Raw genomic sequence first — 23,098 nt, forward strand, 5'->3', positions numbered from 1 at the left:
CGCAGCTTGGTAGCGCCCTCGACTGGTGGGGTTGATTGAGTTTGGCCCTCTGCCACGCCCGACAACTGAACAACGGGATGTGGCGCAGCTTGGTAGCGCACCTGACTGGGGGTCAGGGGGTCGCAGGTTCAAATCCTGTCATCCCGACTGGGAGCACTCGAGGTCGAGGGCCCACACAACAGGTCGGTGTGTGGGCCCTTGCCATGCCCCGAACCGGTGGGTGCGCAACGTTCCGGAGCGCGGCGGAGTAGATTAGTTAACCGAAGGCAACTAATCGCACGCTGGAGGCCTCGGTCGGGCCGCGGAGGGACACAGATGAGCGGACGGCATACCGAGTCGACGAGGGCACGAGCGCGACAGGAGAGGGCCGCGCGCGACGTCGCGAGCCCTCGTTACAAGTGGGTGGTGCTGTCCAACACCACGCTCGGGGTCCTGATGGCCACCATCAACATGTCGATCCTGCTGATCGCGCTGCCGGACATCTTCCGGGGTGTGGGCATCAACCCGCTCGAGCCGGGCAACACCAGTCTGCTGCTCTGGCTGATCATGGGTTACATGGTGGTCACCGCCGTGCTGGTGGTGGGCTTCGGGCGACTCGGGGACATGTACGGCCGGGTCAAGATGTACAACGCCGGGTTCGCGGTCTTCACCGTGTTCTCCATCCTGCTGTCGGTGACCTGGATGCACGGTACGCCGGCGGTGCTCTGGCTGATCCTGATGCGGATCCTGCAGGGGGTCGGCGGGGCGATGCTGATGGCCAACTCCAACGCGATCATCACCGACGCCTTCCCGGTCGACCAGCGCGGTCTGGGACTGGGCCTCAACCAGGTTGCCGGGATTGCCGGTTCGTTCATCGGGCTGATCGTCGGTGGCCTGCTCGCTCCCATCGAGTGGCACCTGGTCTTCCTGGTCTCGGTGCCGATCGGGCTGTTCGGCACGGTGTGGGCCTACCTCAAGCTGCACGACACGGGGGTGCGCAGACATGCGGAGATGGACTGGTGGGGCAACGCGACCTTCGCGGCGGGTCTGATCGCCGTCCTGGTCGGCATCACCTACGGCATCCAGCCCTACGGCGGGCACACCATGGGCTGGACCAACCCGTGGGTGCTCGTCGCGCTGGTCGGGGGGGTGGTGGTGCTGGGCGTCTTCGGTGTCGTGGAGACGCGGGTCCGCGAGCCGATGTTCCACCTGGGACTGTTCCGGATCCGGGCCTTCCTGGCGGGCAACCTGGCAAGCCTGCTCGGGGCTCTGGGTCGCGGCGGCCTGATGTTCATCTTGATCATCTGGTTGCAGGGGATCTGGCTGCCCCAGCACGGCTACACCTTTGAGTCGACGCCGTTGTGGGCCGGCATCTACATGCTGCCGTTGACGGCGGGGTTCCTCGTCGCGGGTCCCACCTCGGGTTGGCTCTCCGACCGGTTCGGTGCCCGCACGTTCGCGACCGTCGGCATGCTGGTAGCCGCCGGCAGCTTCGTGTGGCTGCTGCTGCTTCCCGTCGACTTCAGCTACTGGCTGTTCGCCCTGGCCCTGCTGGTCAACGGCATCGGGATGGGGCTGTTCGCCGCGCCCAACCGCGCGGGCATCATGAACAGCCTTCCGCCGGGCCAGCGCGGCGTCGGCGCCGGGATGAGCACCACCTTCCAGAACTCCGCCATGGTGCTGTCCATCGGCATCTTCTTCTCGCTGATGATCACCGGCCTCGCGAGGTCGCTCCCGCACACGCTGGCCACCGGCCTCACCGCTCAGGGCGTCCCGGCCGACGCGGCCGACAAGGTGGCGCAGCTCCCGCCGGTGGGGGTGCTCTTCTCCTCACTGCTCGGCTACAACCCGGTGCAGACGCTCCTCGGTCCGCAGGTCCTTGGCCAGCTGCCCGCCGCGAACGCGCACTACCTGACCGGTCGCCGCTTCTTCCCCTCGCTGATCTCCGGTCCCTTCTCCGACGGCCTGGGGGTCGCCTTCGCGTTTGCGATCGCGGCGTGCGTGATCGCTGCGCTGGCCTCGGCCCTGCGTGGCGGGAAGTACGTGCACACCGAGCCGCAGGAGCAGGCCCCCGGGAGCGCCGCCCCACAGCCCGCGGCCGTGGGGCACCGCGCCCAGGGGGGCGTTCGGGACGGCGTCCTCACCTCCTTGGCTGGTGGCGATCCCGACCGGCCCGCGGCACAGGGCCACCACGGTCTGAGGTAGCGGCAGGGCGGCGCTGGTCGTAGGGTCGAGTCAGTTCCCACTGGGAGGAGTGCAGACATGCACATCGCACGGTTTGTCGCACGGGCGTTCATCGGTGGCCTTTTCATCGGCCACGGAACGCAGAAGCTCTTCGGCTGGTTCGAGGGACCGGGAATGGAGGGCACCGAGGGGATGATGCGATCCCTGAGGCTGCACCCGACCCGCCGCAACGCGTTCGCGGCCGGTGCGACCGAGACGGCCGGCGGAGCTCTGCTGGCCGCCGGCCTGGCCACCCCGGTGGCCACTGCCGCCCTGACCGGTGTCATGGCCACCGCCATCCGCACGGTCCACCTGCCCAACGGGTTCTGGAACGCCAACGGCGGCTACGAGTTCAACGGCACGATCATCGCCGCGCTCACCGCCTTGGCCGAGACCGGTCCGGGCGACCTGTCGCTCGACGCGGTGATGGGCCGCAAGATGTCGGGTCCCTGGTGGGCGCTGGCCTCGCTGGCGACTGGCGTGGCGGCCTCCACGGCCGTGGTCGCCCTCGGGCGGCAGGCGGCACCCCCGCAGGTGCCCGACCCAGGGCCGTCTGCCGAAGGCAACCCCGACGGCGACGGAGTCGCGCCGGCCTGAGCGCGCTGCACCCGAGCTGCACCCGGTCAGAGGGAACGGAACGCGTCCCTGACCTTCACCCTGGCTCCCGTGCGGAGCACGGCGTTGCTGTAGATCCGGGCGGCGAGCCAGATCAGCCCCGGGATCGCCAGCACGATGAGGGCGACCGCGAGCACCAGCTCCCAGGCCGGCACCCCGCCCATCGCCACCCGGATCGGCATCAGCGTCGGGGAGAAGACGGGCAGCCAGGAGAGCACGCGCACGACCCCGTTGGCGGGGTCGCTGGGCAGGACCGACACCCCGATGACATAACCGAGGATGACGAGCATCAGGGGCGGCATCACGACACCGCCGACGTCCTCCTGACGCGAGACCAGGGCTCCGGCCGCCGCGAAGACCAGGGCGTAGGCGAAGAACCCGAGGACGAACCAGACGACCAGCCAGACCACCACGTTCAGGGTGGCCGCGATCGAGATGGTCAGGACCCCGGTGGCGACGGCGGCGATCGCTCCGCCGCCGGCGATGACGACCATCTGTGCGAGTCCCAGCAAGCCGATGCCCAGGACCTTGCCGGCCATGAGCTGCCAGGGCCGGACCGCTGCCAGCAGCAGCTCGACGACGCGGCTGGACTTCTCCTCCACGACTCCCTGCGCCACGATCTGACCGTTCATCATCAGCGAGAGGTAGATGAGGACGCCTGCGATGACGCCCAGCGCCAGCTGATCCGGTGAGAACGTGCGCGGTGGCTCCAGGTTGGTCACCTGCGGATGGGCCGCCGCCACCGCCCGCTCGAAGGTCGCCGGGTCGCCGCCGAGCTTGGTGACCTGCTCGTGGATGGCGGTCTGCTGGGCCAGCGCGGTCACCGCCGCCTCGACGTCGCTGCCCAGCTCCCGCTTCGCCGTGACGTGGACCACGCCTCGAGGGTCGATGCGCACCAAGGCGTCGAGGTCGCCGTCGCGGACCTGCTGCCGTCCCGCGTCCGCACTCACCTTCCTGGTCTCCACGTCCAGGCCGGTCGCCTTCCCGCTCGCCGTGATCTGCTGTCCGACCGCCTGTCCGCCGACATAGCCGACAGTCGCGTCCGGGCCACCACCGGAGACGAACTTCATGACGACCACGAAGCCGACGACTGCGATCAGGGTGACCAGGGTGATGAGGCGCCAGGCCTTCGACTCCCACCGTGTGCGGATCTCACGGGTGGCCACGAGCCAGACCGGTCCGAAGCGCCCGGGGGCGGCGGAGGAGGTGCCCGTCATGCCGTCACCTCCTCGGAGACGACGTGGCGGAACAACTCGGCGAGCGAGGGCTGCCGCGGCGCGAACGAGCGGACCGGGCCGGTGGCGAGCGCCGCCTTCAGCACGGCCTGCTCGTCCGTGCCGGGCGACAGCTCGAGGACAGTCACCGTCCCGCCGCTGTCGTGGACGGCGACCCCGGCGAGCCCGTCGGCCCACCCCGGTCGCGCGCCGGGCGCATCGATGACCAGCTGCATCGCGCTGCCAGAGCGCAGTTCGTCAACCGTGCCGGCCGCCACGACCCGGCCACGGCGGACGATCGCGACCCGGTCGCACAGCCGCTCGACGAGCTCGAGCTGATGACTCGAGAAGATGACGGGGACCCCCCGGGCAGCGGTGTCACGCAGCACTTGGCTCATCACGTCCACGGCGATCGGGTCCAGGCCGGAGAACGGCTCGTCCAGCACGAGGAGGACAGGGTCGTGGACCATCGCCGCCGCCAGTTGCACGCGCTGCTGGTTGCCGAGGCTGAGCTTCTGCACCTCGCTGCCGCGGTAGTGGGCGATGCCGAGGCGTGCGAGCCACCGGTCCACCGAGGTGTCGGCGTCGGAGGATGACAGGCCGTGCAGCCGCGCCAGGTAGTGCAGCTGGTCGCCGACCCTCATCCGCGGGTAGAGCCCGCGCTCCTCAGGCATGTAACCGATCTGTCGCCGACCGTCGGCGGTGATGGGTGTGCCCTGCCACAGGACCTGCCCGGAGTCGGACGCCAGCACCCCCAGGATGATCCGCATCAGTGTGCTCTTGCCGGCGCCGTTGCTCCCGACGAACCCGAGGACCTCACCGGGCGCCAGGTCGAGCGACATGGCATCGGCCGCGAGCGTGTCGCCATACCGCTTGGTGACGTCGCGGACGGTCAGGCCGACACCAGGTGTGGGGGAAGCGGGCAGCAGGGACCCATCCTGCGAAGGTGGCATGCGCTCGAGACTCACAGGGGCGGTGCACAGGGTCAAGCAGATTCACAGCGTGTTGGGCGGGAGGTCGCCTACGCGGGAATCGCCGAGCACCGCTTAGGCTCTGGGGCGTGAGGGATGATGTCGGCGGGCCACCGTCGCAGCGGGCGCGGCCGGTCGACGGCCACGAGGGCCACCTCGTGGTGAGCAACCGGGTCCTGACCGTGCCCAACGTCCTGTCCCTGCTCCGGCTGGTCGGCGTGCCGCTGTTCCTGTGGCTGCTGATCGACGGCTCACACACCACCTGGGCGGCGGTGGTGCTCATGGTCTCGGGGGTCACCGACTACCTCGACGGCAAGATCGCGCGCCGCTACGGGCTGGTCACCCGCGTCGGCCAGGTCCTCGATCCGCTCGCCGACCGCCTCTACATCCTGGCGACGTTGCTCGGACTCGGCTGGGTCGACGCGATCCCGTGGTGGCTGGTGGGCGTGCTGCTCGCCCGCGAGGTCTTCATCGCCGCGCTGGGTCCGGTGCTCCGGGCCCACCACCTTCCGCTGCCACCCGTCCACTTCATCGGCAAGGCAGCCACGTTCAACCTGCTCAGCGCCTTCCCCCTCATCCTGCTCGGCCAGGGTGGGAGCACGGCGGCGACGGTGGTCCAGGTCATCGGTTGGGCCTTCGCCTGGTGGGGAACGGTCCTCTACTGGGTTGCTGGGATCATGTATGCCGTGCACGTGCGCCAGATGGTGCGTGACGCCGCGGGCGGCCGGGAGCGACGGTGAGCGACCAGTTCCGACCGGCCGCGCGTCGCCCGGTCGACGCCTCGATGACCCTGCTCAACGAGATGATGCGCCGACCCCTGGATCCGGGATATGCCGCCGAGGCCGACGCCCGGGAGCGCGCGGGCAGGCCCCGGACGTCGGGCACGCGGACCCCGATGCTGCTGCTCACGGCGGTCGTCATCGGCTTCCTCGTGGCCGTGGCGGCGTTGTCCCTGCGGGTGCCGACCACCGCCGCCGCCGAGGCCAAGCAGCGCCTGATCGCCCAGATCGAGTCCCGGCAGGCGGATGGCGACCGGCAGGCCGCCACCATCGCGGCGCTGCGGGCGCAGATCCAGCAGGCCCAGCAGCAGGCGCTGGTCCGGGGCCACGAGTCCCAGCTCGCCGAGCAGCTCACCGCGATCGCGCGAGGAGTCGGCGCCGTGCCGCTGACCGGGCCGGGAGTGCTCCTGACCATCGACGACGCCAGGCCGGACCAGGCCGCGGCGGACGGCGACGTCGACCCCAGGACCCAGACGGAGGAGAACGCCGGACGGGTCACGTCGGGGGACCTGCAGATCATCGTCAACGGCTTGTGGAAGTCGGGGGCGGAGGCGGTCTCGATCAACGGGCAACGGCTCACCGCCCAGTCCGCGATCCGGTTCGCCGGCGAGGCGATCCTGGTCAACTTCCGGCCGTTGACCCGGCCCTACGTGATCACGGCGATCGGCGACCCCGATACGATGCCCACCACCTTCTCGCGGGGCAGCGGCGGGCACTACCTCTCGTCGCTGCAGGAGACCTTCGGCATCCAGGCGACGGTCAAGACGGAGCAGTCGCTGCAGGTCTCGGCGTCGCCGGCCCTGCAGCTGCGCGTGGCCAAGCCCGTGCCCACGAGGAGCACCGCCTCGACCCCACCGACCACGCCCACCTCCGAGGACGCATCGTGATCCCAGCCATCGGCATGGTCGTCGGCATCCTCGTCGGGCTGCTGTTCCATCCCACCGTGCCGGTGTGGATGCAGCCCTACCTGCCGATCGCGGTGATCGCCGCCCTGGACGCCGTCTTCGGCGCGGTCCGGGCGGTGCTCGACGGCATCTTCAACGACAAGGTCTTCGTCATCTCGTTCCTGTCCAACGTGGTCGTCGCCGCCTTCATCGTCTTCCTCGGCGACCAGCTCGGGGTGGGTTCGCAGCTGTCCACGGGGGTCGTGGTCGTGCTCGGCATTCGGATCTTCTCCAACGTGGCCAGCATCCGTCGACACCTCTTCCACGCATGAACCACCCCACACAGAGCCGCGGCGACGATGAGCGGCGAGAAGGAGGCGGAGCGAACCCGCCGCCGAGGAGCGCGACCACGAGCATGAGCGGCGGCGCGACCGGGTGGCGCCGGCTCGTGCGCATGGGCGCGCCGCGCGCCACCAAGGCGAACGCGCTGGCCACCGTCCTCGCCCTGCTGCTGGGCTTCGCCATCGTGACCCAGGTGCGCCAGACCCGCTCGGAGGGCCTGGACGCCCTGCGCCAGACCGAGCTGGTCGGCCTCCTCGACGACGTGAGCCAGCGGTCCGACCGGCTCGACAAGGACGCGGCGCAGCTGCGGCGCACCCGCGACGAGCTGGTCAGCGGTGGGGCCAGCGACCGCGAGGCCCGCAAGGCCGCGAGGGAGCGGCTGTCCTCGCTGGAGGTCCTCGCGGGCACGGTGCCCGCCAAGGGCCCGGGGATCACCATCACCATCGGCGATCCGCGTCACGAGATCACCGACTCGGTCCTGCTCGACGCGTTGCAGGAACTGCGGGACGCGGGGGCGGAGGCGGTGCAGATCGGTCCGGTGCGCGTCGTCGCGAGCACCTACTTCGGCACGGCCCAGGACGGGACGGTGCAGGTGGACGGTGTGGGCGTGCGACCGCCATACCGGATCCTGGCGATCGGTGACCCGCACACCATGGCGGCGGCGATGGCGATCCCCGGCGGGCTGGCGGAGAATGTGCGTCAGCTCGGGGGACACCCCACGATCACCCAGTCCCAGACCGTCCACATCGATGCATTGCACTCGCCTCCCGCGCATCGTTACGCTCAGCCGGTACCCACGGCCACCCCCACCCAGTGACCCGTCACCCTTCTCGAGGAGCGTCATGAGCGATTTGGACTACCCGCAGGATCTGCGTTACACCGCAGAGCACGAGTGGGTGCGCGACCAGGGCGACGGCGTGGCTCGGGTCGGCATCACGGCCTTCGCTCAGGACGCGCTCGGTGACGTCGTCTACGTGAGCCTGCCCTCGGTGGGGGACACCATCGCCGTCGGGGACGCGTGCGGTGAGGTGGAGTCGACCAAGTCGGTCAGCGACCTCTACGCGCCACTCGCCGGTGAAGTGGTCGGGGTCAACGAGGGACTCGACGCCGCCCCCGAGCAGATCAACACCGACCCCTACGGCGAGGGCTGGATGTATGACGTGAAGCTCGCCGACCCGGACGCAACCCAGGAGCTGCTCGACGTCGAGGCCTACCGCGCCCAGCTCGGTTGAGCCCCCGCGCGGAGCCAGGTTCCAGGCTGGCTCCGCAGACGCACCGGGCAGGATGCCGACTTCTCGCCCGGGTTGACCCGGAATCGGTGGATACCCCTCACGCGGCGGGGCCGCCGTCATCTAGGGTTGAGGTGTCGGCGCCCCTTCCGCCAGTCCCGCCGCCCCGAAAGCAGGTGCCCTTCATGACCGAGCACGATTCCGAGCACCCGTCCTCGTCGTCAAGCGACCGGACGACGGTGCACCTGCCCGGCGTCGAAGAGCCGGAGCTGCGGGAGAAGGCGTTCGAGGGCGAACCCCCTCTTCCGTCGGAGGACCAGGCAACCATCGAGGCGCTCCGCCCCGGCACGGCGCTGCTGGTGGTGCTGCGTGGACCCAACACCGGCGCGCGGTTCCTGCTGGACGCGCAGGAGATCACCGTCGGGCGCAACCCCGACAGCGACATCTTCCTCGACGACGTGACCGTTTCCCGCAAGCACGCCGTCTTCCGCCGCGAGGGTGACGGCTACGCCGTCGCAGACGTCGGTTCGCTCAACGGCAGCTACGTCAACCGCGAGCGTATCGACCAGGCCACGCTGGTCACGGGCGACGAGGTGCAGATCGGCAAGTTCCGGCTGGTCTACTACGGCGCGGCCCGACGCGGTCAGTGAGTGCCCGCGGGCTGAGCATCGGCGCCGTCCTCGCCCAGCTGCAGCCGGAATTCCCCGACGTCAGCATCTCCAAGATTCGCTTCCTCGAGGCCGAGGGGCTGATCACGCCGCAACGCACCGGGTCGGGCTACCGCTCCTTCTCCCCGGAGGATGTGGAGCGACTGCGCTACATCCTCACCGCCCAGCGCGACCGGTTCTGGCCGCTCAAGGTGATCCGCGAGGCGCTCGACGCGCTCGATCGGGGCCTCACGCCTCCGGGTGACGGATCAGGCGGTGCCCGACCGGCCGTACCTCCGGCCGAGCCGGACCCGACCCTCCCGACTCCTGAGCAGTTGCGTCCGCGCTCTGACCTGCGGCTGACCGCTGCCGAGCTGCGCGAGGCCGCCGAGCTCGACGGCCCGACCTTCGAGGCCCTCTCCACCTTCGGGCTCCTGCGCACGGACGGGGACGGTCACTACGGCGAGGGCGATCTGGCCGTGGCCCGCGCGGCCGGCGCGCTCGCGGCATACGGCGTCGAACCACGACACCTGCGGCCCTTCCGCACCGCCGCCGACCGCGAGATCGGCCTGGTGCAGCAGGTGGTCAGCCCCCTGCGCCGGCGTCGGGGCAGCGCGTCGGCGCACGGCACGGCGGAGGACCCCACGACCGAGGTCCTCGCCTGGTGCGTGGCGCTGCACACCGGGTTGGTGCGGTCCGGCCTGGCCTCGGGCTGACCGATTGCCCTGAGCGGCCGCACGATCCGCCGCTGAACCCGCCGCCTCGCGCGACGACACGGGCTGCCCGAGCGGGTACGGTGAAGGGGTGAGAGAGCTCGATGTCCTCGGCGTCCGTGTCGAGATGCCGACCAACAACCCGATCGTGCTGCTGCGGGAGCGCGGCGGCGAGCGCTACCTGCCCATCTGGATCGGCGCGCCGGAGGCCACCGCGATCGCCTACGCACAGCAGGGGGTCGAGCCGCCCAGGCCGTTGACCCACGACCTGATGAAGAACCTCCTGGACGCCCTCGGTCACACGTTGACCGAGGTCCGCATCGTGGCCCTCACGGACAACATCTACTTCGCCAGCCTGGTCGTCGACGGAGGGCTCGAGATCAGCGCCCGGTCCTCCGACGCCATCGCCCTGGCCCTGCGCACCGGCAGCCCCATCCTGGTCGAGGACAGCCTGCTGGACGAGGCCGGCGTCGCGATCACCCCGGACGAGGACGACGAGGTCGAGCGCTTCCGCGAGTTCCTGGACCACGTCACGCCCGAAGACTTCGAGAAGGGCGGCGAACCACCGCCGTGACCCGAGTCCATCCTCTACCTCAACTTGACGGTAAGGGTGCCGACACGCCGGGACGGTTCGCCTCAGGGTGATTGACGTGGCACCGGCCCGACCGTAACGTCTGCAGAAATCACCACGGTGTCGTTTCCGTCGGCCGCCTCCCGCGTCCCAGACAGTCCCACGGCACCACGGACACGGAGGTATGGCGTGAGCTCCACCGGACACGCGCAGCAACCGGCCCAGAAGGTGCCCGCTGCCGCCCAGGGCCTGCTGTTCACCGACGACCTCCCCGAGCTGCGCGAGGACGTCGGCTACCGCGGACCGACGGCCTGCCGGGCGACCGGCGTGACCTACCGGCAGCTGGACTACTGGGCGCGCACCGGTCTGCTCGAGCCGACGGTGCGCAATCCGTCCGGCTCCGGCACCCAGCGGCTCTACAGCTTCCGCGACATCCTGGTCCTCAAGATCATCAAGCGACTCCTGGACACCGGCGTCTCGCTGCAGCAGATCCGGGTGGCGGTGACCCAGCTGCGTGAACGCGGCGTGTCCGAGCTGGCCGAGATCACCCTGATGAGCGATGGCGCCAGCGTCTACGAGTGCACGTCCGACGACGAGGTCATCGACCTGGTCAAGGGCGGGCAGGGCGTCTTCGGCATCGCGGTGGGCAAGGTCTGGCACGAGGTCGAGGGCGAGCTCGCGCAGCTGCCGGGCGAGCGGGCCGACGACGATGTGCCGGCTGCCCACCCCGACGATGAGCTGCGTGCCCGTCGCCAGGCCCGCAAGACCGGCTGAGCGGCGACGCAGGGCAGCGAGGATGGAGCGCAGCGACCCCGCTGCCAAGGAGCGCGACGCCGTGGCCGGGAAGAGCGTGTGGCGCTGATAGATTGAGGGCGCTGACAACCCTGCGTGGGAGAGACCTCGCCGCACCGGCGAGGCGCCGAAGGGGCAAACTCCCCGGAACCTCTCAGGCGCCAGGACCACGTGGGTGAGGCAACTCTGGAACCAGGCACCCGGCATACCGTCGTCTGCACGGTGACAGAGGGGGAGGCGCCAGCCACGCCTGCGACAGGAGCCCTCGTGTCCGACCACGTCACCCCCACTTCCGCCACCGACGACCTCTTCGCCAGCCCCGACTTCGTGTCCCGTCACGTCGGCCCGTCGAGCTCCGACGTCGAGACGATGCTCCGAGCCATCGGGCAGCCGTCGATCGAGGCGATGCTCGAGACCGCGATGCCTTCGCAGATCCGCAGCGCCGAGCCGCTGCGGGTCGAGCCCGCCCCCTCCGAGCCGGCGGTGATCGAGGAGCTGCGCGGCCTGGCCGCGCGCAACACCGTGCTCACCTCGATGATCGGCCTCGGCTACTACGGCACCCACACCCCGGCGGTGATCCGGCGCAACATCCTCGAGAACCCGGCGTGGTACACCGCCTACACCCCCTACCAGCCCGAGATCTCCCAGGGACGGCTCGAGGCGCTGCTCAACTTCCAGACCATCGTCAGCGATCTGACCGGTTTGCCGACCGCGGGGGCGTCGCTGCTCGACGAGGGGACGGCTGCGGCCGAGGCGATGACCCTGATGCGCCGGGCCAGCAAGGCCCCGAGCGATGCCGTGCTGCTGGTGGATCGGCACACCATGCCGCAGTCGGTCGCCGTGATCTCGACCCGTGCCGAGCCGTTGGGTCTCGACGTCGTCGTGGCCGACCTCGAAGGCGTCTTTGACCAGGACTCTCTGGAGCGAGCGGCCGGCGGCCGGTCGGTGTTCGGCGTGCTGGTGCAGTACCCCGGCGCCGACGGGCAGGTCCGGGACTGGCGGGCGCTGACGGAGGCGGCCCACGCCGCCGGTGCGCTGGTGACGGCAGCGGCCGACCTGCTGGCGCTGACCCTGCTGCGCGAGCCGGCGCAGTGGGGTGCGGACGTCGCGGTCGGCACCACGCAGCGGTTCGGGGTGCCGATGGGCTTCGGCGGACCGCACGCGGGTTACATGAGCGTGCGGAAGGGGCTGGAGCGGACGCTGCCCGGCCGACTGGTCGGCGTCAGCGTCGACGCCGACGGTGCCCCCGCCTACCGGCTCGCCCTGCAGACGCGCGAGCAGCACATCCGGCGCGAGAAGGCGACCTCCAACATCTGCACCGCACAGGTGCTGCTCGCGGTGATGGCGTCGATGTATGCCGTGTGGCACGGGCCGGACGGTCTGCGCCGCATCGGCCGAGCGGTGCATGCCCACGCTGCCGCGTTGGCGACCTGTTTATCTCAGGGTGGAGTAGAGGTTGAGACATCCTCCTTCTTCGACACCCTCACGGTGCGCGTGCCCGGCCGGGCACGGCCGGTCGTCGCCGCGGCCGCGGAGCGGGGCGTCAACCTGTGGGCGGTCGACGACGACCGGATCTCGATCAGCACCGACGAGACGATCACCCTGACGCACCTGAGCGCGGTCTGCGCCGCCTTCGGTGTGGAGGAGCCGACGCCGGAGTCGCTCCGGGAGGCGATGGCGGCCGGCCCGGTCTGGTCGGCCGAGCAGCAGCGGGAGACCGACTTCCTCACCCACCCGGTCTTCCACAGCCACCGCAGCGAGACGGCCATGCTTCGCTACCTGCGCACGTTGGCCGACCGGGACTACGCACTCGACCGCGGCATGATCCCGCTCGGCTCCTGCACGATGAAGCTGAACGCCACGACCGAGATGGAGCCGATCACCTGGCCGGAGTTCGCCAACCTGCACCCGTTCGCACCGGCCGATCAGACCGAGGGGCTGCGGGCACTGATCGGGCAGCTGGGAGACTGGCTCGCCGAGATCACCGGCTACGACGAGGTCTCGCTACAACCCAACGCGGGCTCGCAGGGGGAGCTCGCGGGACTGCTGGCGATCCACGCCTACCACCGCTCTCGCGGGGAGACCGGTCGCAACGTCTGCCTGATCCCCGCCAGCGCCCACGGCACCAATGCCGCCAGCGCGGTGATGGCCGGGCTCAAGGTGGTCGTGGTCAAGACCGCCACCAGTGGCGAGATCGACATGGAGGACCTCGCGGCGAAGGTCGACCAGCACCGCGACAGCCTTGCCGCGATCATGGTGACCTATCCCTCCACCCACGGGGTCTTCGAGGACACCATCAGCGACCTGTGTGCTCTCGTGCACGACGCCGGAGGCCAGGTCTACCTCGACGGGGCCAACCTCAACGCGATGATGGGCCTGGCCCGACCCGGCCACTTCGGCGGCGACGTGTCGCACCTCAACCTGCACAAGACCTTCTGCATCCCGCACGGCGGAGGTGGGCCCGGCGTCGGCCCGATCGGGGTGCGCTCCCACCTCGCGCCGTTCCTCCCCAACCACCCCTTCTCCGAGGAAGCCGGCCCCAAGTCCGGTGTCGGCCCCATCTCGGCCGCGCCGTTCGGCTCGGCGAGCATCCTGCCGATCTCGTGGGCCTACGTGCGGTTGATGGGCGGCGAGGGTCTGACCCGGGCCTCGCAGGTGGCCGTGCTGTCCGCGAACTACATCGCGGCGCGGCTACGTGAGCACTTTCCCGTGCTCTACGCCGGCGCCGACGGTCTGGTGGCACACGAGTGCATCCTCGACCTGCGAGACCTCACCAAGCGCACCGGCGTCACCGTCGATGACGTGGCCAAGCGGCTGATCGACTACGGCTTCCACGCGCCAACCATGTCGTTCCCGGTCGCCGGCACCCTGATGGTCGAGCCGACCGAGTCCGAGGACCTGACCGAGCTCGACCGGTTCATCGAGGCGATGATCGCGATTCGCGAGGAGATCGCGCAGGTGGAGTCGGGATCGGTGGAGGCCGCCGAGAGCGTGCTGCGGCACGCCCCCTACACGGCCCAGTCGATCGCGGGGGAGTGGTCGCATCCGTTCGACCGGATGACCGCGGCCTACCCGAAGGGCGTGGACCCGACGGCGAAGTACTGGTCTCCGGTCCGCCGCGTCGATGGCGCCTACGGTGACCGCCACCTGGTCTGCTCCTGCCCGCCGCCCGAGGCCTTCGAGGACTGACCCCACCAGGGACCCTCACTGAGCAGCGGAACGTCAGGCGGCGGCCTCGTCGGCGAGGGTGGTGCAGACCGACAGGTGCGACCCGGCCGGGGTCTTGGTGACCCGGACCTGAGCGCGGATGCGCTGGCGCAGCTCCGGCACGTGGCTGACGATGCCGACGGCACGGCCGCCGGCACGCAGGTCGTCGAGGATGCCCATGACGTGTTCGAGGCTCTCCTCGTCGAGGCTGCCGAAACCCTCGTCGACGAAGAGCGTCTGCAGGTCGAGGCCGCCGGCCTCGGCGCGGACGGCGTCGCCGAGGCCGAGAGCGAGCGCGAGCGAGGCGAGGAAGGCCTCGCCCCCGGACAGGGTGTTCGTCTCGCGCTCGATGCCGGTCCAGGCGTCGGTGACCCGCAGGCCAAGGCCGCTGCGCGCCCCACGTGCTGCCCGCGCGTCCGAGTGCCGCAGGGTGTAGCGGCCGTCGCTCATCACCCCGAGCCGCTCGTTGGCGTAACGCGCAACCTCCTCGAGACGTGCGGCCAGGACGAACGCTGACAGCCGCATCTTGAGCTCGTTGTCCGGCCCGGTGCCGGCCACACACTCAGCGAGGTCCTGCAGACTCCTGTGTGCGGCCTCCTGGGTGTCGAGCCGCTCGAGCGTCGTGTGGATCTCACGCGACAGCTGACGCAGCCTGCTCTCGGCGCGCGCGTAGTGCGCGGCAGCGCGGTCGGCGGCCGTGTGTGACTCGCGTGCGTCGCGCTCGAGCTGGGTCAGCGCTTCCAGGTCGGGGACTTCCTTCGCCTGTGCCGCCATGACCTCCGGCTCCGCGAGCACCGCCGCCGCCGTCTCCCGCCGTCGGTCGAACTCGCGCAGCTCTCGCTCCAGGGCGGCCATCTGGTCATCCGACCGCGACGCGGCGCGGGCCGCCTCGGCATCGGCGAAACCGTTCTCAGTCAGTGCCGTCTGCAGTGCGTCCCGCGCCCGGGCCAGGACACGGTGCGCCGACGCCCGCTCCTGCAGCGCAGCGGCCAGCCCGGCCAGCAGCTCGGTGGCAGCGCGGTGTCGGGCAACGATGTCCTGTAGCTGCTGGCCGGACATCTCCAGGCTGCTGGCCGGTGGTTCGTCGAGGCCGCCGGCGGCCGGTTCGCTGTCCGGCCCGTCCGGAGGCAGCGCAGGGTCTGCGCAAGGGCAGTGCTCGTGGTGCTCCCTCATCAGCTTGGTGAGGTCCCTGACGGCACTCCTCGCCTCCGCCAGTGCGGCATCCCGCGTGGCGGCAGCCGCCGCGAGGGTGTTCCGTGCGGCCTCTTGGTCTGCTCGGGTGCGTTCGGCGGAGGTGGCCAGCGCCTGCCGCTCCTGCTCGGCGTCGTCGCGCGCCTGACCCGCCTCCTGCGCCTCGGTGGCTGCGCGCCTCGTCTCGTCGGTCAGGCCCTGCAGCTGATCGATCGTCACGTCCGCTGGGTCATAGGCCAGGCCCAGACCGCTCAGACACGCGCCCAACTGCTCGACCTGGGTGTCGTGCCGAGCCCGGACCGTGGCCAGCTCGTGCCGGACCTCGTCGTGCACCGTGCGGGACGCTGCTGCACGCCGCTCGGCCGCTTCGATCTGGTGTGAGGACACGGTCGCGGTGCCCTCTGCGGGGCGCGGGTGCTCCGCAGATCCACAGACGGGGCAGTCCTGCCCGTCGGCCAGGCCGATGGCCAGCTCGGCGGCCATCCCCTCGATGCGCAGCCGGTGCAGGCGCACCACCTCCTCGCCGTCGGCCAGGGAGGCTGGCGCGAGCACGGACTCCTGATCCGTCAGAACGTCGATCCGCTCTGCAGCCTGAGAGCGTGAGGTGGCCAACGACACGGCCCGGCGCAGCGCGGAGTCACGGGAGCGATGCGCTTCGAGTTTCGAGGCCACGGCAGACAGCGCCTCGAGCTGCGCGGCGAGGGTCTTGCGGCGCTCCTCGTGCTGACACGCGACCTGCTGCAACCGCTCCACCTCCGCCGATTGCGCCGTCACCAGGGCGGCGTGCTCATCGGCCCGTGACCGGCTCGATCGCCCACGGTCGAGGGCGGCCCCTGCGCGGGTGAGGGCGGCTGCCGCCGAGCCGACCTCTTCGGCGAGGAGGCGCACCGCGGGCAGGTCGGTCCCGTCGTCCGGCTCGGCGAGGGCGCGGCACACCTCGGCCACGGCCGCCCGGGCGGCGGCCACTCGCCGCTCGGTGTCGGCCGCCTCCGTCGTCGCCGTGTCGAGGCCGCTCAGGTGGGCCGCGAGCTCCCGAGCCCGACGGGCCTGCTCCAGGATCTGCGCACTCAGGTCACGCTGCCCCGCCAGTTCGGCGACCGCGGCCAGGGTGTCCTGCGCCTGCCTGGCGCGGGCCTGCAACGTGTCGGTCCGCTCGGCATCAGCGAGCCTGGCCGATGCACGGTCGCGTTCACCGGCGGCGTGGTCGGCCCGCGCCAGCGCGATGCTGGCCAGGTCCACGACGCGGGAAACGCTGCCGTCGAGCTCCTGGCCGACCTGGCGGGCGTCGAGCTCCGACCACGGCGGTGACAGCTCCTCCTCGGCCGGGCCGACCGTCAGCCCCGTGGCGTCGTCACCAGGACCGGACCCGGCCGTCGTCTCCGCCGGCCCGAGAGGGTCGAGATCGCCCAGGACGTCGTCGACCCGCTGCAGGCCCGCCCGCAGCTCGGTCCGGGCGGACTCGACGCTTGCGGCCGACTCGCGACGACGCGTCGCCAGCCAGTCCTCGACGTCGGTGAAGCGGCTGGTGTCGAAGAGCCGCTCCAGCAGCCCCCTACGGTCCTCCGGCGTCGCACGCAGGAAGGCAGCGAACTCGCCCTGCGGCAGCAGCACCACCTTGACGAACTGTTCGAGACCGAGGCCGACGACGTCGTCGACGACCTGGGCCACCTCGTCGAGTCGGGTGCCCTTGGTTGTCCACTCGTCGCCGACGAGCTCCTGCAGCAGCACCGTGGCCTGCACGGTGGTTTCACCCTCGCCCCGCATCTTCGGCCGGCTGAAGGCGGGGCTGCGGGTGATCCTCATCCGCCGCCCTCTGACCGTCAGCTCGAGCTCGACCCGTGGGAGCGTGCCTGCTGCTGCGTGGTCGCTGCGCAGGGTGCCGCGGGAACCGGCGCGTGAGCCGGGCACCGCGGCATACAGGGCGAAGCAGATCGCGTCGAGGATGCTGGTCTTGCCTGCCCCGGTGGGGCCCTGGATCAGGTAGAGACCGGCCCGGGCAAGGTCCTCGAAGTCGACGGTCTCGGTGCCCGCGAACGGCCCGAATGCGGTCATGCTCAGCCGGTGCAGCTTCATGCCACGCCCCGATCGCCCGACCGGGCGCCGACCTCGGACGCACCATCGGTCCCGGCTGCTCCCTCGTCGTCACGGCGGCTGCGCTCGCGCCGCGACTGCTCCACCGCCTCGGCCAGCAGCGCCCGCTCGGTCTCGTCGGCACCGGCGCCACCACGGACGTGCTCGAGGAAGTCACAGCAGACCTCGAGGTCGTCGCGCCGGCGCAGTCGGCCCGCATAGGACCGTGCCTGCGAGAACGGCGTCGGCCCGTCGAACTGCAACGACAGCGTGCCGGGAAACCGGCGTTGCAGCCGCTCCATCGCGCCCCGGGGGCGCGTCTGGTCGGTGAGAGTGACCTGGCACCAAGCCGATTCGGCGGTGGTGTGGGCAGGATCGGCGAGCAGTTCCTCGAGCGTGCCGCGCAGCCTGGCCAGTGGCTTGGCCACCGGCGCCTCGATCGCGGTCACCATCGGCTCGGCGCCGGACAGGTCGACCAGGAACGAACCCTTGGTGTGGTCGGCCTCGCTGAACGACATGGCGACCGGTGACCCGGAGTAGCGCACGGAGTCGGTGACCCGCTGCGGTCCGTGCAGGTGCCCCAGCGCCACGTAGTCGACCCCCTGGAACGTCTCGGGGCGCACCGCGCTCACGCCGCCGACGCTGATGTCGCGCTCGGAGTCGCTGGAGGCTCCGCCGGTCACGAAGGCATGCGACATCACGACCGAGCGGGTGGCGCGCCCCTCGAGGTCGGCGCGCACCCGGGCCATCGCGGCGCGGAGCACGCCGGCGTGCGTGACCTCGGCGGCGCCCAGGTGGGTGGCCGTGGCCGGCGGCTCCAGGTAGGGGAGGGGATAGACGGCGACGTCGCCGAGCAGCACCGGGGTGCCGATGGTGTCGACGGTGGTGCGGATGTGCAGACCTGCCCGGCCCAGCAGCTCCGCGGCGAAGCCCAGCCGGATCGCGGAGTCGTGGTTGCCGCTGGAGAGCACCACCTGGGCGCCCGCGTCGATGATCCGCCGGACCGCTTCGGACAGGAGCGCCACGGTGTCGGGGCCCGGCAGCGCACGGTCGTAGATGTCGCCGGACACGAGCACGGCCTCCACCGACTCGGAACGGACCACCTCGACCAGGTGGTCGATGAACGTCGCCTGGGCATCGAGCAGTCCCACCCGGTGGAAGGACCGCCCCAGGTGCCAGTCGGAGGTGTGGATCAGGCGCACACCCGCAGGCTAGGACGGTCCGCCGACAGACCGGCTCATTTGGGCGGCGCGCCGGTCGAACCGGGGCCAACTCCTTCCCCGCACGGGCAGGTTGTGGTTGGGTCGAGCACAAGCGCTGGCAGATGCGCGGGCACAGGAGGCTCCATGGGCGAGGACGTCACCGGCACGGCATACACGCGCGAGCAGCGGCAGCGCTATCGCGAGAAGGTGCAGCAGGATCTCGACGTGTTCGAGCGCATGCTCGCGACGAGCGTCTTCGAGTTCGAGCGGCCGATGACCGGCATGGAGATCGAGCTCAACCTGGTCGACACCGACTACCAGCCGACGATGACCAACGCCGCGGTGCTCGAGAGCATCGCCGACCCGGGCTACCAGACCGAGCTCGGGCAGTACAACATCGAGCTCAACGTCAATCCCCGGCCGCTGCCCGGGGACGCGGCGCTGGTGCTGGAGGAGGACCTGCGCACGAGCCTCAACCACGCCGAGAGCAAGGCCAACGAGACCGGCGCGCGCCTCGTCACGGTGGGCATCCTGCCCACCCTCATGCCCGACGACTTCCACGCGGAGTGGATGAGCGCCAACGCCCGCTACGCGGCGCTCAACGACGCCATCTTCATCGCCCGCGGCGAGGACCTGTTCATCGACATCGAGGGTCCCGACGGCGAGCGGCTCGCGATGTATTCCGACACGATCGCCCCGGAGAGCGCCTGCACCTCCGTGCAACTGCACCTGCAGGTCGCGCCGCAGGACTTCGCGCCCCACTGGAACGCGGCGCAGGCGCTCGCCGGCCCGCAGATCGGCTTGGGTGCCAACTCGCCGTACTTCTTCGGCAAGCGGCTGTGGGCCGAGACGCGAATCGCGTTGTTCGAGCAGGCGACCGACACCCGGGCCGTGGAGCTGAAGAACCAGGGAGTGCGCCCGCGCGTCTTCTTCGGGGAGCGGTGGATCACCTCGATCTTCGACCTGTTCGAGGAGAACGTCCGCTACTTCCCGTCGCTGCTGCCCGAGGTGAGCGACGAGGACCCGGTGGCCGTGCTGGAGGCGGGCGAGGCCCCACGCCTCTCGGAGCTGCGGCTGCACAACGGCACGGTCTACCGCTGGAATCGGCCGATCTACGACATCGTCAAGGGCCGCCCGCACCTGCGCGTCGAGAACCGCGTGCTGCCGGCCGGCCCGAGCATCGTTGACACCATGGCCAACTCGGCGTTCTACTACGGCACGCTGCGGATGCTCGCGGAGGAGGATCGTCCGGTCTGGACGCAGATGAGCTTCGCCGCGGCCGCGGACAACTTCCGGTCGGCCGCCCAGCGCGGCATGGACGCCCGGGTCTACTGGCCGGGATACGGCGAAGTGCCGATCCCCGAGCTGGTGCTGCGGCACCTGCTGCCGCTGGCCCACGAGGGGCTCGCGCGCTGGGGCGTGTCTGCGGCGGTGCGCGACCGCTTCCTCGGCGTGATCGCCGACCGGTGCAGGTCCGGAGTGAACGGCTCGGCGTGGCAGGTGGCCGCGGTCGAGCGCCTCGAGGCGCAGGGACTGGACCGGGTGGCCGCGCTGCGCGCGATGCTGGAGCGCTACGTCGAGGGGATGCACAGCAACGAGCCGGTCCACACCTGGAAGCTCCCGGGCGGCTGAGACTGCGCCGTGGCGCGCCTGCTGGTGTGCCCTGTCCCGGCATTCCCGGCATTCACGAAGGAGCGGGACGGGCAGGTCGGGGCGAGGGTCAGAGGCGGGGGGAGCGGTTCCAGGTGACGATCGCGGGATCCTCGTGCTTGTGGCCCAGCACGCTCACCGATCCGGCGTGCAGGTCGAGCTGGGCGCCGAACCGCGGCTCCTGCCGCAACCACACGGAGGCGAGGATGCGCAGGCAGTGTCCGTGCCCGGCCAGTGCGACGTCGCCCTCCGCCAGGGCGGGCAGTGCGCGGTCGATGACCTTGCGGGCGCGGGCCGCGACGTCCTCGACAGTCTCGCCCGGCGTGTCGCCCGGCACCACGCCCTGGTGGAAGACGTTCCAGTCGTAGCCGAGCTCGGCGCGGATCTCCTCGGTCGTGCGACCTTCGTAGCCGCCGTAGTCCCACTCGAGGAGGTTCTCGTCCACCTGCGCCCCGGTGAGGCCGGCGAGCTCTGCGGTACGCCGGGCGCGCTGCAAGGGAGAGGTGAGGACCAGCGCGAAGTCGCGGCTCGCCAGCAGCGGCGCGGTCGCCCGGGCCGCCATCTCACCGTTCTCGGTGAGGGGCAAGTCGGTGAGTCCGGTGTGCCTGCCGGAGAGGGACCACTCGGTCTCGCCGTGGCGCAACAGCACGAGCTTGCCGGGGGGTGGCTGGGGGATTCCCGTGGTCGTCACTCTGGCAGGCTAGGCCCATGGCCACGTCTGACGCCCACCGCTCCGTCTCTCTCACGCGCACCAGCTCAGGCCGGTATGTCGCCGCGAACGCCCGCGGGGGCGAGCTCGCCTTCGGCAGTGGTGCGGATGACGACTTCACCCCGGTCGAGTTGCTGCTGGCCGCGATCGCCGGGTGCTCGGCCGTCGACGTTGACATCCTGACCACTCGGCGGGCGGAGCCGGAGACGTTCGACGTGACCGTGGGGGCCGAAAAGGTGCGGGACGACCAGGGCAACCACCTCGGCCCGGTCGACATGGTCTTCCGGGTGCGCTTCCCCGAGGGGGACGACGGCGATGCCGCCCGCGACCTGCTGCCTGACGCGGTGCGCAAGTCGCACGACCGCCTCTGCACGGTCAGCCGCACGGTGGAGCTGTCCGCGCCCGTGCGTGTCCACATCGAGAGCGGGCACTGACCCGGTGGCCGCACGCACCGTCGGGATCGAGGAGGAGCTCCTCCTGGTCGACGCCGAGACGGGCGCTGCCAGGGCGGTCGCCAACGTCGTGCTCCAGGAGCTCGCCGCCGACGAACGGCGCTCGTCCCCGGACGGTGATCGGGAGGAGCAGTCCGAGCAAGTGCTCGAAGCCGAGCTGCATCGGCAACAGATCGAGACCCACACCCAACCCCGGGAACGGCTGGGTGACCTGGTGGACGAGCTGCGGTCGCGTCGGGCGGAGGCCGACCGGCGTGCCCGTCGCAGCGGGGCACGCGTTGCGGCACTGGCCACCTCGCCGCTACCGGTGGATGCGGAGGTCATGCCGGTCGCCCGTTACCAGCGGATGATCGGACACCTCGGCCTGACCACGAGGCAGCAGCTGATCTGTGGCGCGCACGTCCACGTCTCGGTGGAGTCCGACGAGGAGGCGATCGCGGTGCTCGACCGCATTCGCCCCTGGCTGCCGGTATTGCTGGCCCTCAGCACCAACTCGCCGTTCTGGCAGGGCGAGGACACGGCATACGCCAGCTTCCGCTCCCAGGTGGCGAGCCGGTGGCCCTCCCACGGGCCGATGGACGTGTTCGGATCCGTCCAGGACTACCGGCGGATCGTCGAGGCGATGGTGGCCACCGGCGTGCTGTTGGACTCCGCTATGGTCTCGTTCGACGCCCGGTCCTCCGAGCGCTATCCCACCGTCGAGATCCGGGTTGCGGACATCTGCCTCGACGTGCGCGACTCAGTTGTCATCGCCGGATTGACGCGCGCCTTGGTGGAAACCGCCGCCCGGGAGTGGCGAGCGGGCCAGGCTCCGGCCGACGTGCCGACGGCGGTCCTGCGCCTGGCCAACTGGCGCGCCGGCCGTTCCTCCGTCGACGGGCCGCTGCTCGATCCCCTGACCGGACGGCCCCGGGCGGCCGGCGACGTGGTCGGCAAGCTGGTGGAGCACGTCCTCGACGCCCTGCACTCCACCGGTGACCAGTCCTGGGTCGTCGACGGAGTCAAACGCATCCTCACCGAGGGCACCGGGGCGCACCAGCAGCGTGCGGCGTTCGAGCGTGGCGGTGACCTGCGGTCGGTGGTGCTGTCGGCAGCCGAGGCGACCCGGCAGTGAGCCGCAGCCGCCTCGGTCACTAACCTGACGTCGAGACGACCACTGGGCGCCGTCCCCGGTCTGGTCCGCGGGGGCACTGACGGCGCTCTCGGACCGAAGGAGCCGATATGCCAGCAGCACCGCTTTCAGCCGACGCGCTCGAAATGCTCCGGCAGCCCAATCCCGCCGTCATCACGTCCGTTCGCGCGGACGGTCAGCCTGTCTCCGTCGCCACGTGGTACCTCGTCGAGGAAGACGGCCGGATTCTCGTCAACATGGATGCCCGACGTGCGCGCCTGAAGTACCTACGTGCCGACCCTCGGGTCTCGCTCACCGCGCTCGCCGAGGGCAACTGGTACGACCACGTCAGCGTCCAGGGCCGGGTCGTCGAGTTCGCCGACGACACCGACCTCTCCGACATCGACCGGCTCTCCCGGCTCTACGGGGGAGACGCCTACCCCAACCGGGAGCGTCCCCGCGTGAGCGCCTGGATCGAGGTCGAGCGCTGGCACGGCTGGGGCGCCTACAGCTGACTTCCGACCGGTCCGGCGGCGCGCGCTGCCCA

21 protein-coding genes, 1 tRNA gene and 1 riboswitch are annotated in these 23,098 nt (G+C 70.9%); of the genes, 17 read left to right on the plus strand and 5 right to left on the minus strand.

The genetic code is table 11. The features are described 5' to 3' along the window. The first annotated feature begins 73 nt into the window (after positions 1 to 73). The 3 genes from FCN22_RS06940 to FCN22_RS06950 all read left to right on the plus strand — a co-directional run bounded on the left by FCN22_RS06940 (position 74) and on the right by FCN22_RS06950 (position 2,799). Positions 74 to 147: transfer RNA gene (locus FCN22_RS06940), tRNA-Pro, on the plus strand. A 168-nt stretch (positions 148 to 315) separates the two neighbouring features. After that, positions 316 to 2,184 (plus strand): MFS transporter, encoded by a 1,869-nt coding sequence (locus FCN22_RS06945; RefSeq protein ID WP_137120820.1) that lies wholly within the window; start codon positions 316 to 318, stop codon positions 2,182 to 2,184. 57 nt (positions 2,185 to 2,241) lie between these two features. Next, the gene (locus FCN22_RS06950; RefSeq protein WP_137120821.1) at positions 2,242 to 2,799 is read left to right on the plus strand and encodes a DoxX family protein; all 558 of its coding nucleotides are present in this window, start codon (positions 2,242 to 2,244) and stop codon (positions 2,797 to 2,799) included. A gap of 26 nt (positions 2,800 to 2,825) precedes the next feature. Here the strand turns inward: FCN22_RS06950 and FCN22_RS06955 are convergent, their stop codons facing one another. Both FCN22_RS06955 and FCN22_RS06960 read right to left on the minus strand, forming a co-directional pair. Then, complete coding sequence (locus FCN22_RS06955) at positions 2,826 to 4,034, minus strand: ABC transporter permease (protein ID WP_137120822.1); 1,209 nt, start codon at positions 4,032 to 4,034, stop codon at positions 2,826 to 2,828. Next, entirely contained in the window at positions 4,031 to 4,984 is a 954-nt protein-coding gene (locus FCN22_RS06960) for an ABC transporter ATP-binding protein (protein ID WP_137120823.1), read from the minus strand. The genes FCN22_RS06955 and FCN22_RS06960 overlap by 4 nt, the downstream gene beginning before the upstream one ends. A gap of 107 nt (positions 4,985 to 5,091) precedes the next feature. Between FCN22_RS06960 and clsA the strand changes: the two genes are divergently transcribed. The 10 genes from clsA to gcvP all read left to right on the plus strand — a co-directional run bounded on the left by clsA (position 5,092) and on the right by gcvP (position 14,148). Next, entirely contained in the window at positions 5,092 to 5,742 is a 651-nt protein-coding gene (gene clsA, locus FCN22_RS06965; protein ID WP_338016635.1) for a cardiolipin synthase ClsA, read from the plus strand. Continuing rightward, the gene (locus tag FCN22_RS06970; RefSeq protein WP_137120824.1) at positions 5,739 to 6,668 is read left to right on the plus strand and encodes a DUF881 domain-containing protein; all 930 of its coding nucleotides are present in this window, start codon (positions 5,739 to 5,741) and stop codon (positions 6,666 to 6,668) included. Before clsA ends, FCN22_RS06970 begins: the two co-directional genes overlap by 4 nt. Beyond that, on the plus strand, positions 6,665 to 6,997 hold the full coding sequence (locus FCN22_RS06975; RefSeq protein ID WP_137120825.1) for a small basic family protein: 333 nt from the start codon (positions 6,665 to 6,667) through the stop codon (positions 6,995 to 6,997). Before FCN22_RS06970 ends, FCN22_RS06975 begins: the two co-directional genes overlap by 4 nt. Positions 6,998 to 7,080: 83 nt before the next feature. After that, on the plus strand, positions 7,081 to 7,824 hold the full coding sequence (locus tag FCN22_RS06980) for a DUF881 domain-containing protein (RefSeq protein ID WP_137120826.1): 744 nt from the start codon (positions 7,081 to 7,083) through the stop codon (positions 7,822 to 7,824). A gap of 25 nt (positions 7,825 to 7,849) precedes the next feature. Further along, the gene (gene gcvH / locus FCN22_RS06985; protein ID WP_137120827.1) at positions 7,850 to 8,239 is read left to right on the plus strand and encodes a glycine cleavage system protein GcvH; all 390 of its coding nucleotides are present in this window, start codon (positions 7,850 to 7,852) and stop codon (positions 8,237 to 8,239) included. Positions 8,240 to 8,421: 182 nt separating this feature from the next. Then, on the plus strand, positions 8,422 to 8,886 hold the full coding sequence (locus FCN22_RS06990) for an FHA domain-containing protein (RefSeq protein WP_137120828.1): 465 nt from the start codon (positions 8,422 to 8,424) through the stop codon (positions 8,884 to 8,886). Further along, complete coding sequence (gene ftsR, locus FCN22_RS06995; RefSeq protein WP_137120829.1) at positions 8,883 to 9,599, plus strand: transcriptional regulator FtsR; 717 nt, start codon at positions 8,883 to 8,885, stop codon at positions 9,597 to 9,599. The genes FCN22_RS06990 and ftsR overlap by 4 nt, the downstream gene beginning before the upstream one ends. Before the next feature lie 88 nt (positions 9,600 to 9,687). Further along, complete coding sequence (locus FCN22_RS07000) at positions 9,688 to 10,170, plus strand: bifunctional nuclease family protein (RefSeq protein WP_137120830.1); 483 nt, start codon at positions 9,688 to 9,690, stop codon at positions 10,168 to 10,170. Positions 10,171 to 10,356: 186 nt separating this feature from the next. After that, positions 10,357 to 10,941: a MerR family transcriptional regulator gene (locus FCN22_RS07005; protein ID WP_137120831.1), complete on the plus strand. Its 585-nt coding sequence runs from the start codon at positions 10,357 to 10,359 to the stop codon at positions 10,939 to 10,941. 105 nt (positions 10,942 to 11,046) lie between these two features. Next, positions 11,047 to 11,139: riboswitch (glycine riboswitch) on the plus strand. A gap of 189 nt (positions 11,140 to 11,328) precedes the next feature. Beyond that, on the plus strand, positions 11,329 to 14,148 hold the full coding sequence (gcvP, locus tag FCN22_RS07010; protein ID WP_373681290.1) for an aminomethyl-transferring glycine dehydrogenase: 2,820 nt from the start codon (positions 11,329 to 11,331) through the stop codon (positions 14,146 to 14,148). Between the two features lie 33 nt (positions 14,149 to 14,181). Here gcvP and FCN22_RS07015 read toward each other — a convergent pair whose 3' ends face one another. Together FCN22_RS07015 and FCN22_RS07020 are read right to left on the minus strand one after the other, a co-directional pair. Further along, on the minus strand, positions 14,182 to 17,409 hold the full coding sequence (locus FCN22_RS07015; RefSeq protein ID WP_162308150.1) for an AAA family ATPase: 3,228 nt from the start codon (positions 17,407 to 17,409) through the stop codon (positions 14,182 to 14,184). 17 nt (positions 17,410 to 17,426) lie between these two features. Next, on the minus strand, positions 17,427 to 18,629 hold the full coding sequence (locus tag FCN22_RS07020; RefSeq protein ID WP_137120834.1) for an exonuclease SbcCD subunit D: 1,203 nt from the start codon (positions 18,627 to 18,629) through the stop codon (positions 17,427 to 17,429). Positions 18,630 to 18,773: 144 nt separating this feature from the next. On the opposite strand from FCN22_RS07020, the gene FCN22_RS07025 reads away from it, so the two are divergent. Next, a complete protein-coding gene (locus FCN22_RS07025; protein ID WP_137120835.1) occupies positions 18,774 to 20,261 on the plus strand; it encodes a glutamate-cysteine ligase family protein in 1,488 nt (495 codons plus the stop codon). Between the two features lie 88 nt (positions 20,262 to 20,349). On the opposite strand, the gene FCN22_RS07030 is transcribed toward FCN22_RS07025, so the two are convergent. Continuing rightward, a complete protein-coding gene (locus FCN22_RS07030) occupies positions 20,350 to 20,970 on the minus strand; it encodes a histidine phosphatase family protein (RefSeq protein WP_238384570.1) in 621 nt (206 codons plus the stop codon). Positions 20,971 to 20,987: 17 nt separating this feature from the next. Between FCN22_RS07030 and FCN22_RS07035 the strand changes: the two genes are divergently transcribed. The 3 genes from FCN22_RS07035 (at position 20,988) to FCN22_RS07045 (ending at position 23,066) form a co-directional block, all read left to right on the plus strand. Next, positions 20,988 to 21,422, plus strand: coding sequence for an OsmC family protein (locus FCN22_RS07035; protein ID WP_137120836.1), 435 nt, complete (start codon positions 20,988 to 20,990; stop codon positions 21,420 to 21,422). A gap of 4 nt (positions 21,423 to 21,426) precedes the next feature. Then, entirely contained in the window at positions 21,427 to 22,554 is a 1,128-nt protein-coding gene (locus FCN22_RS07040) for a carboxylate-amine ligase (RefSeq protein WP_137120837.1), read from the plus strand. Positions 22,555 to 22,697: 143 nt separating this feature from the next. Next, positions 22,698 to 23,066, plus strand: a complete 369-nt coding sequence (locus FCN22_RS07045; RefSeq protein WP_238384578.1) for a TIGR03618 family F420-dependent PPOX class oxidoreductase — start codon at positions 22,698 to 22,700, stop codon at positions 23,064 to 23,066. The last annotated feature ends 32 nt before the right edge of the window (positions 23,067 to 23,098 follow it).

It is taken from the genome of Segeticoccus rhizosphaerae (genome assembly GCF_005222685.1).
GTDB lineage: Bacteria > Actinomycetota > Actinomycetes > Actinomycetales > Dermatophilaceae > Segeticoccus > Segeticoccus rhizosphaerae.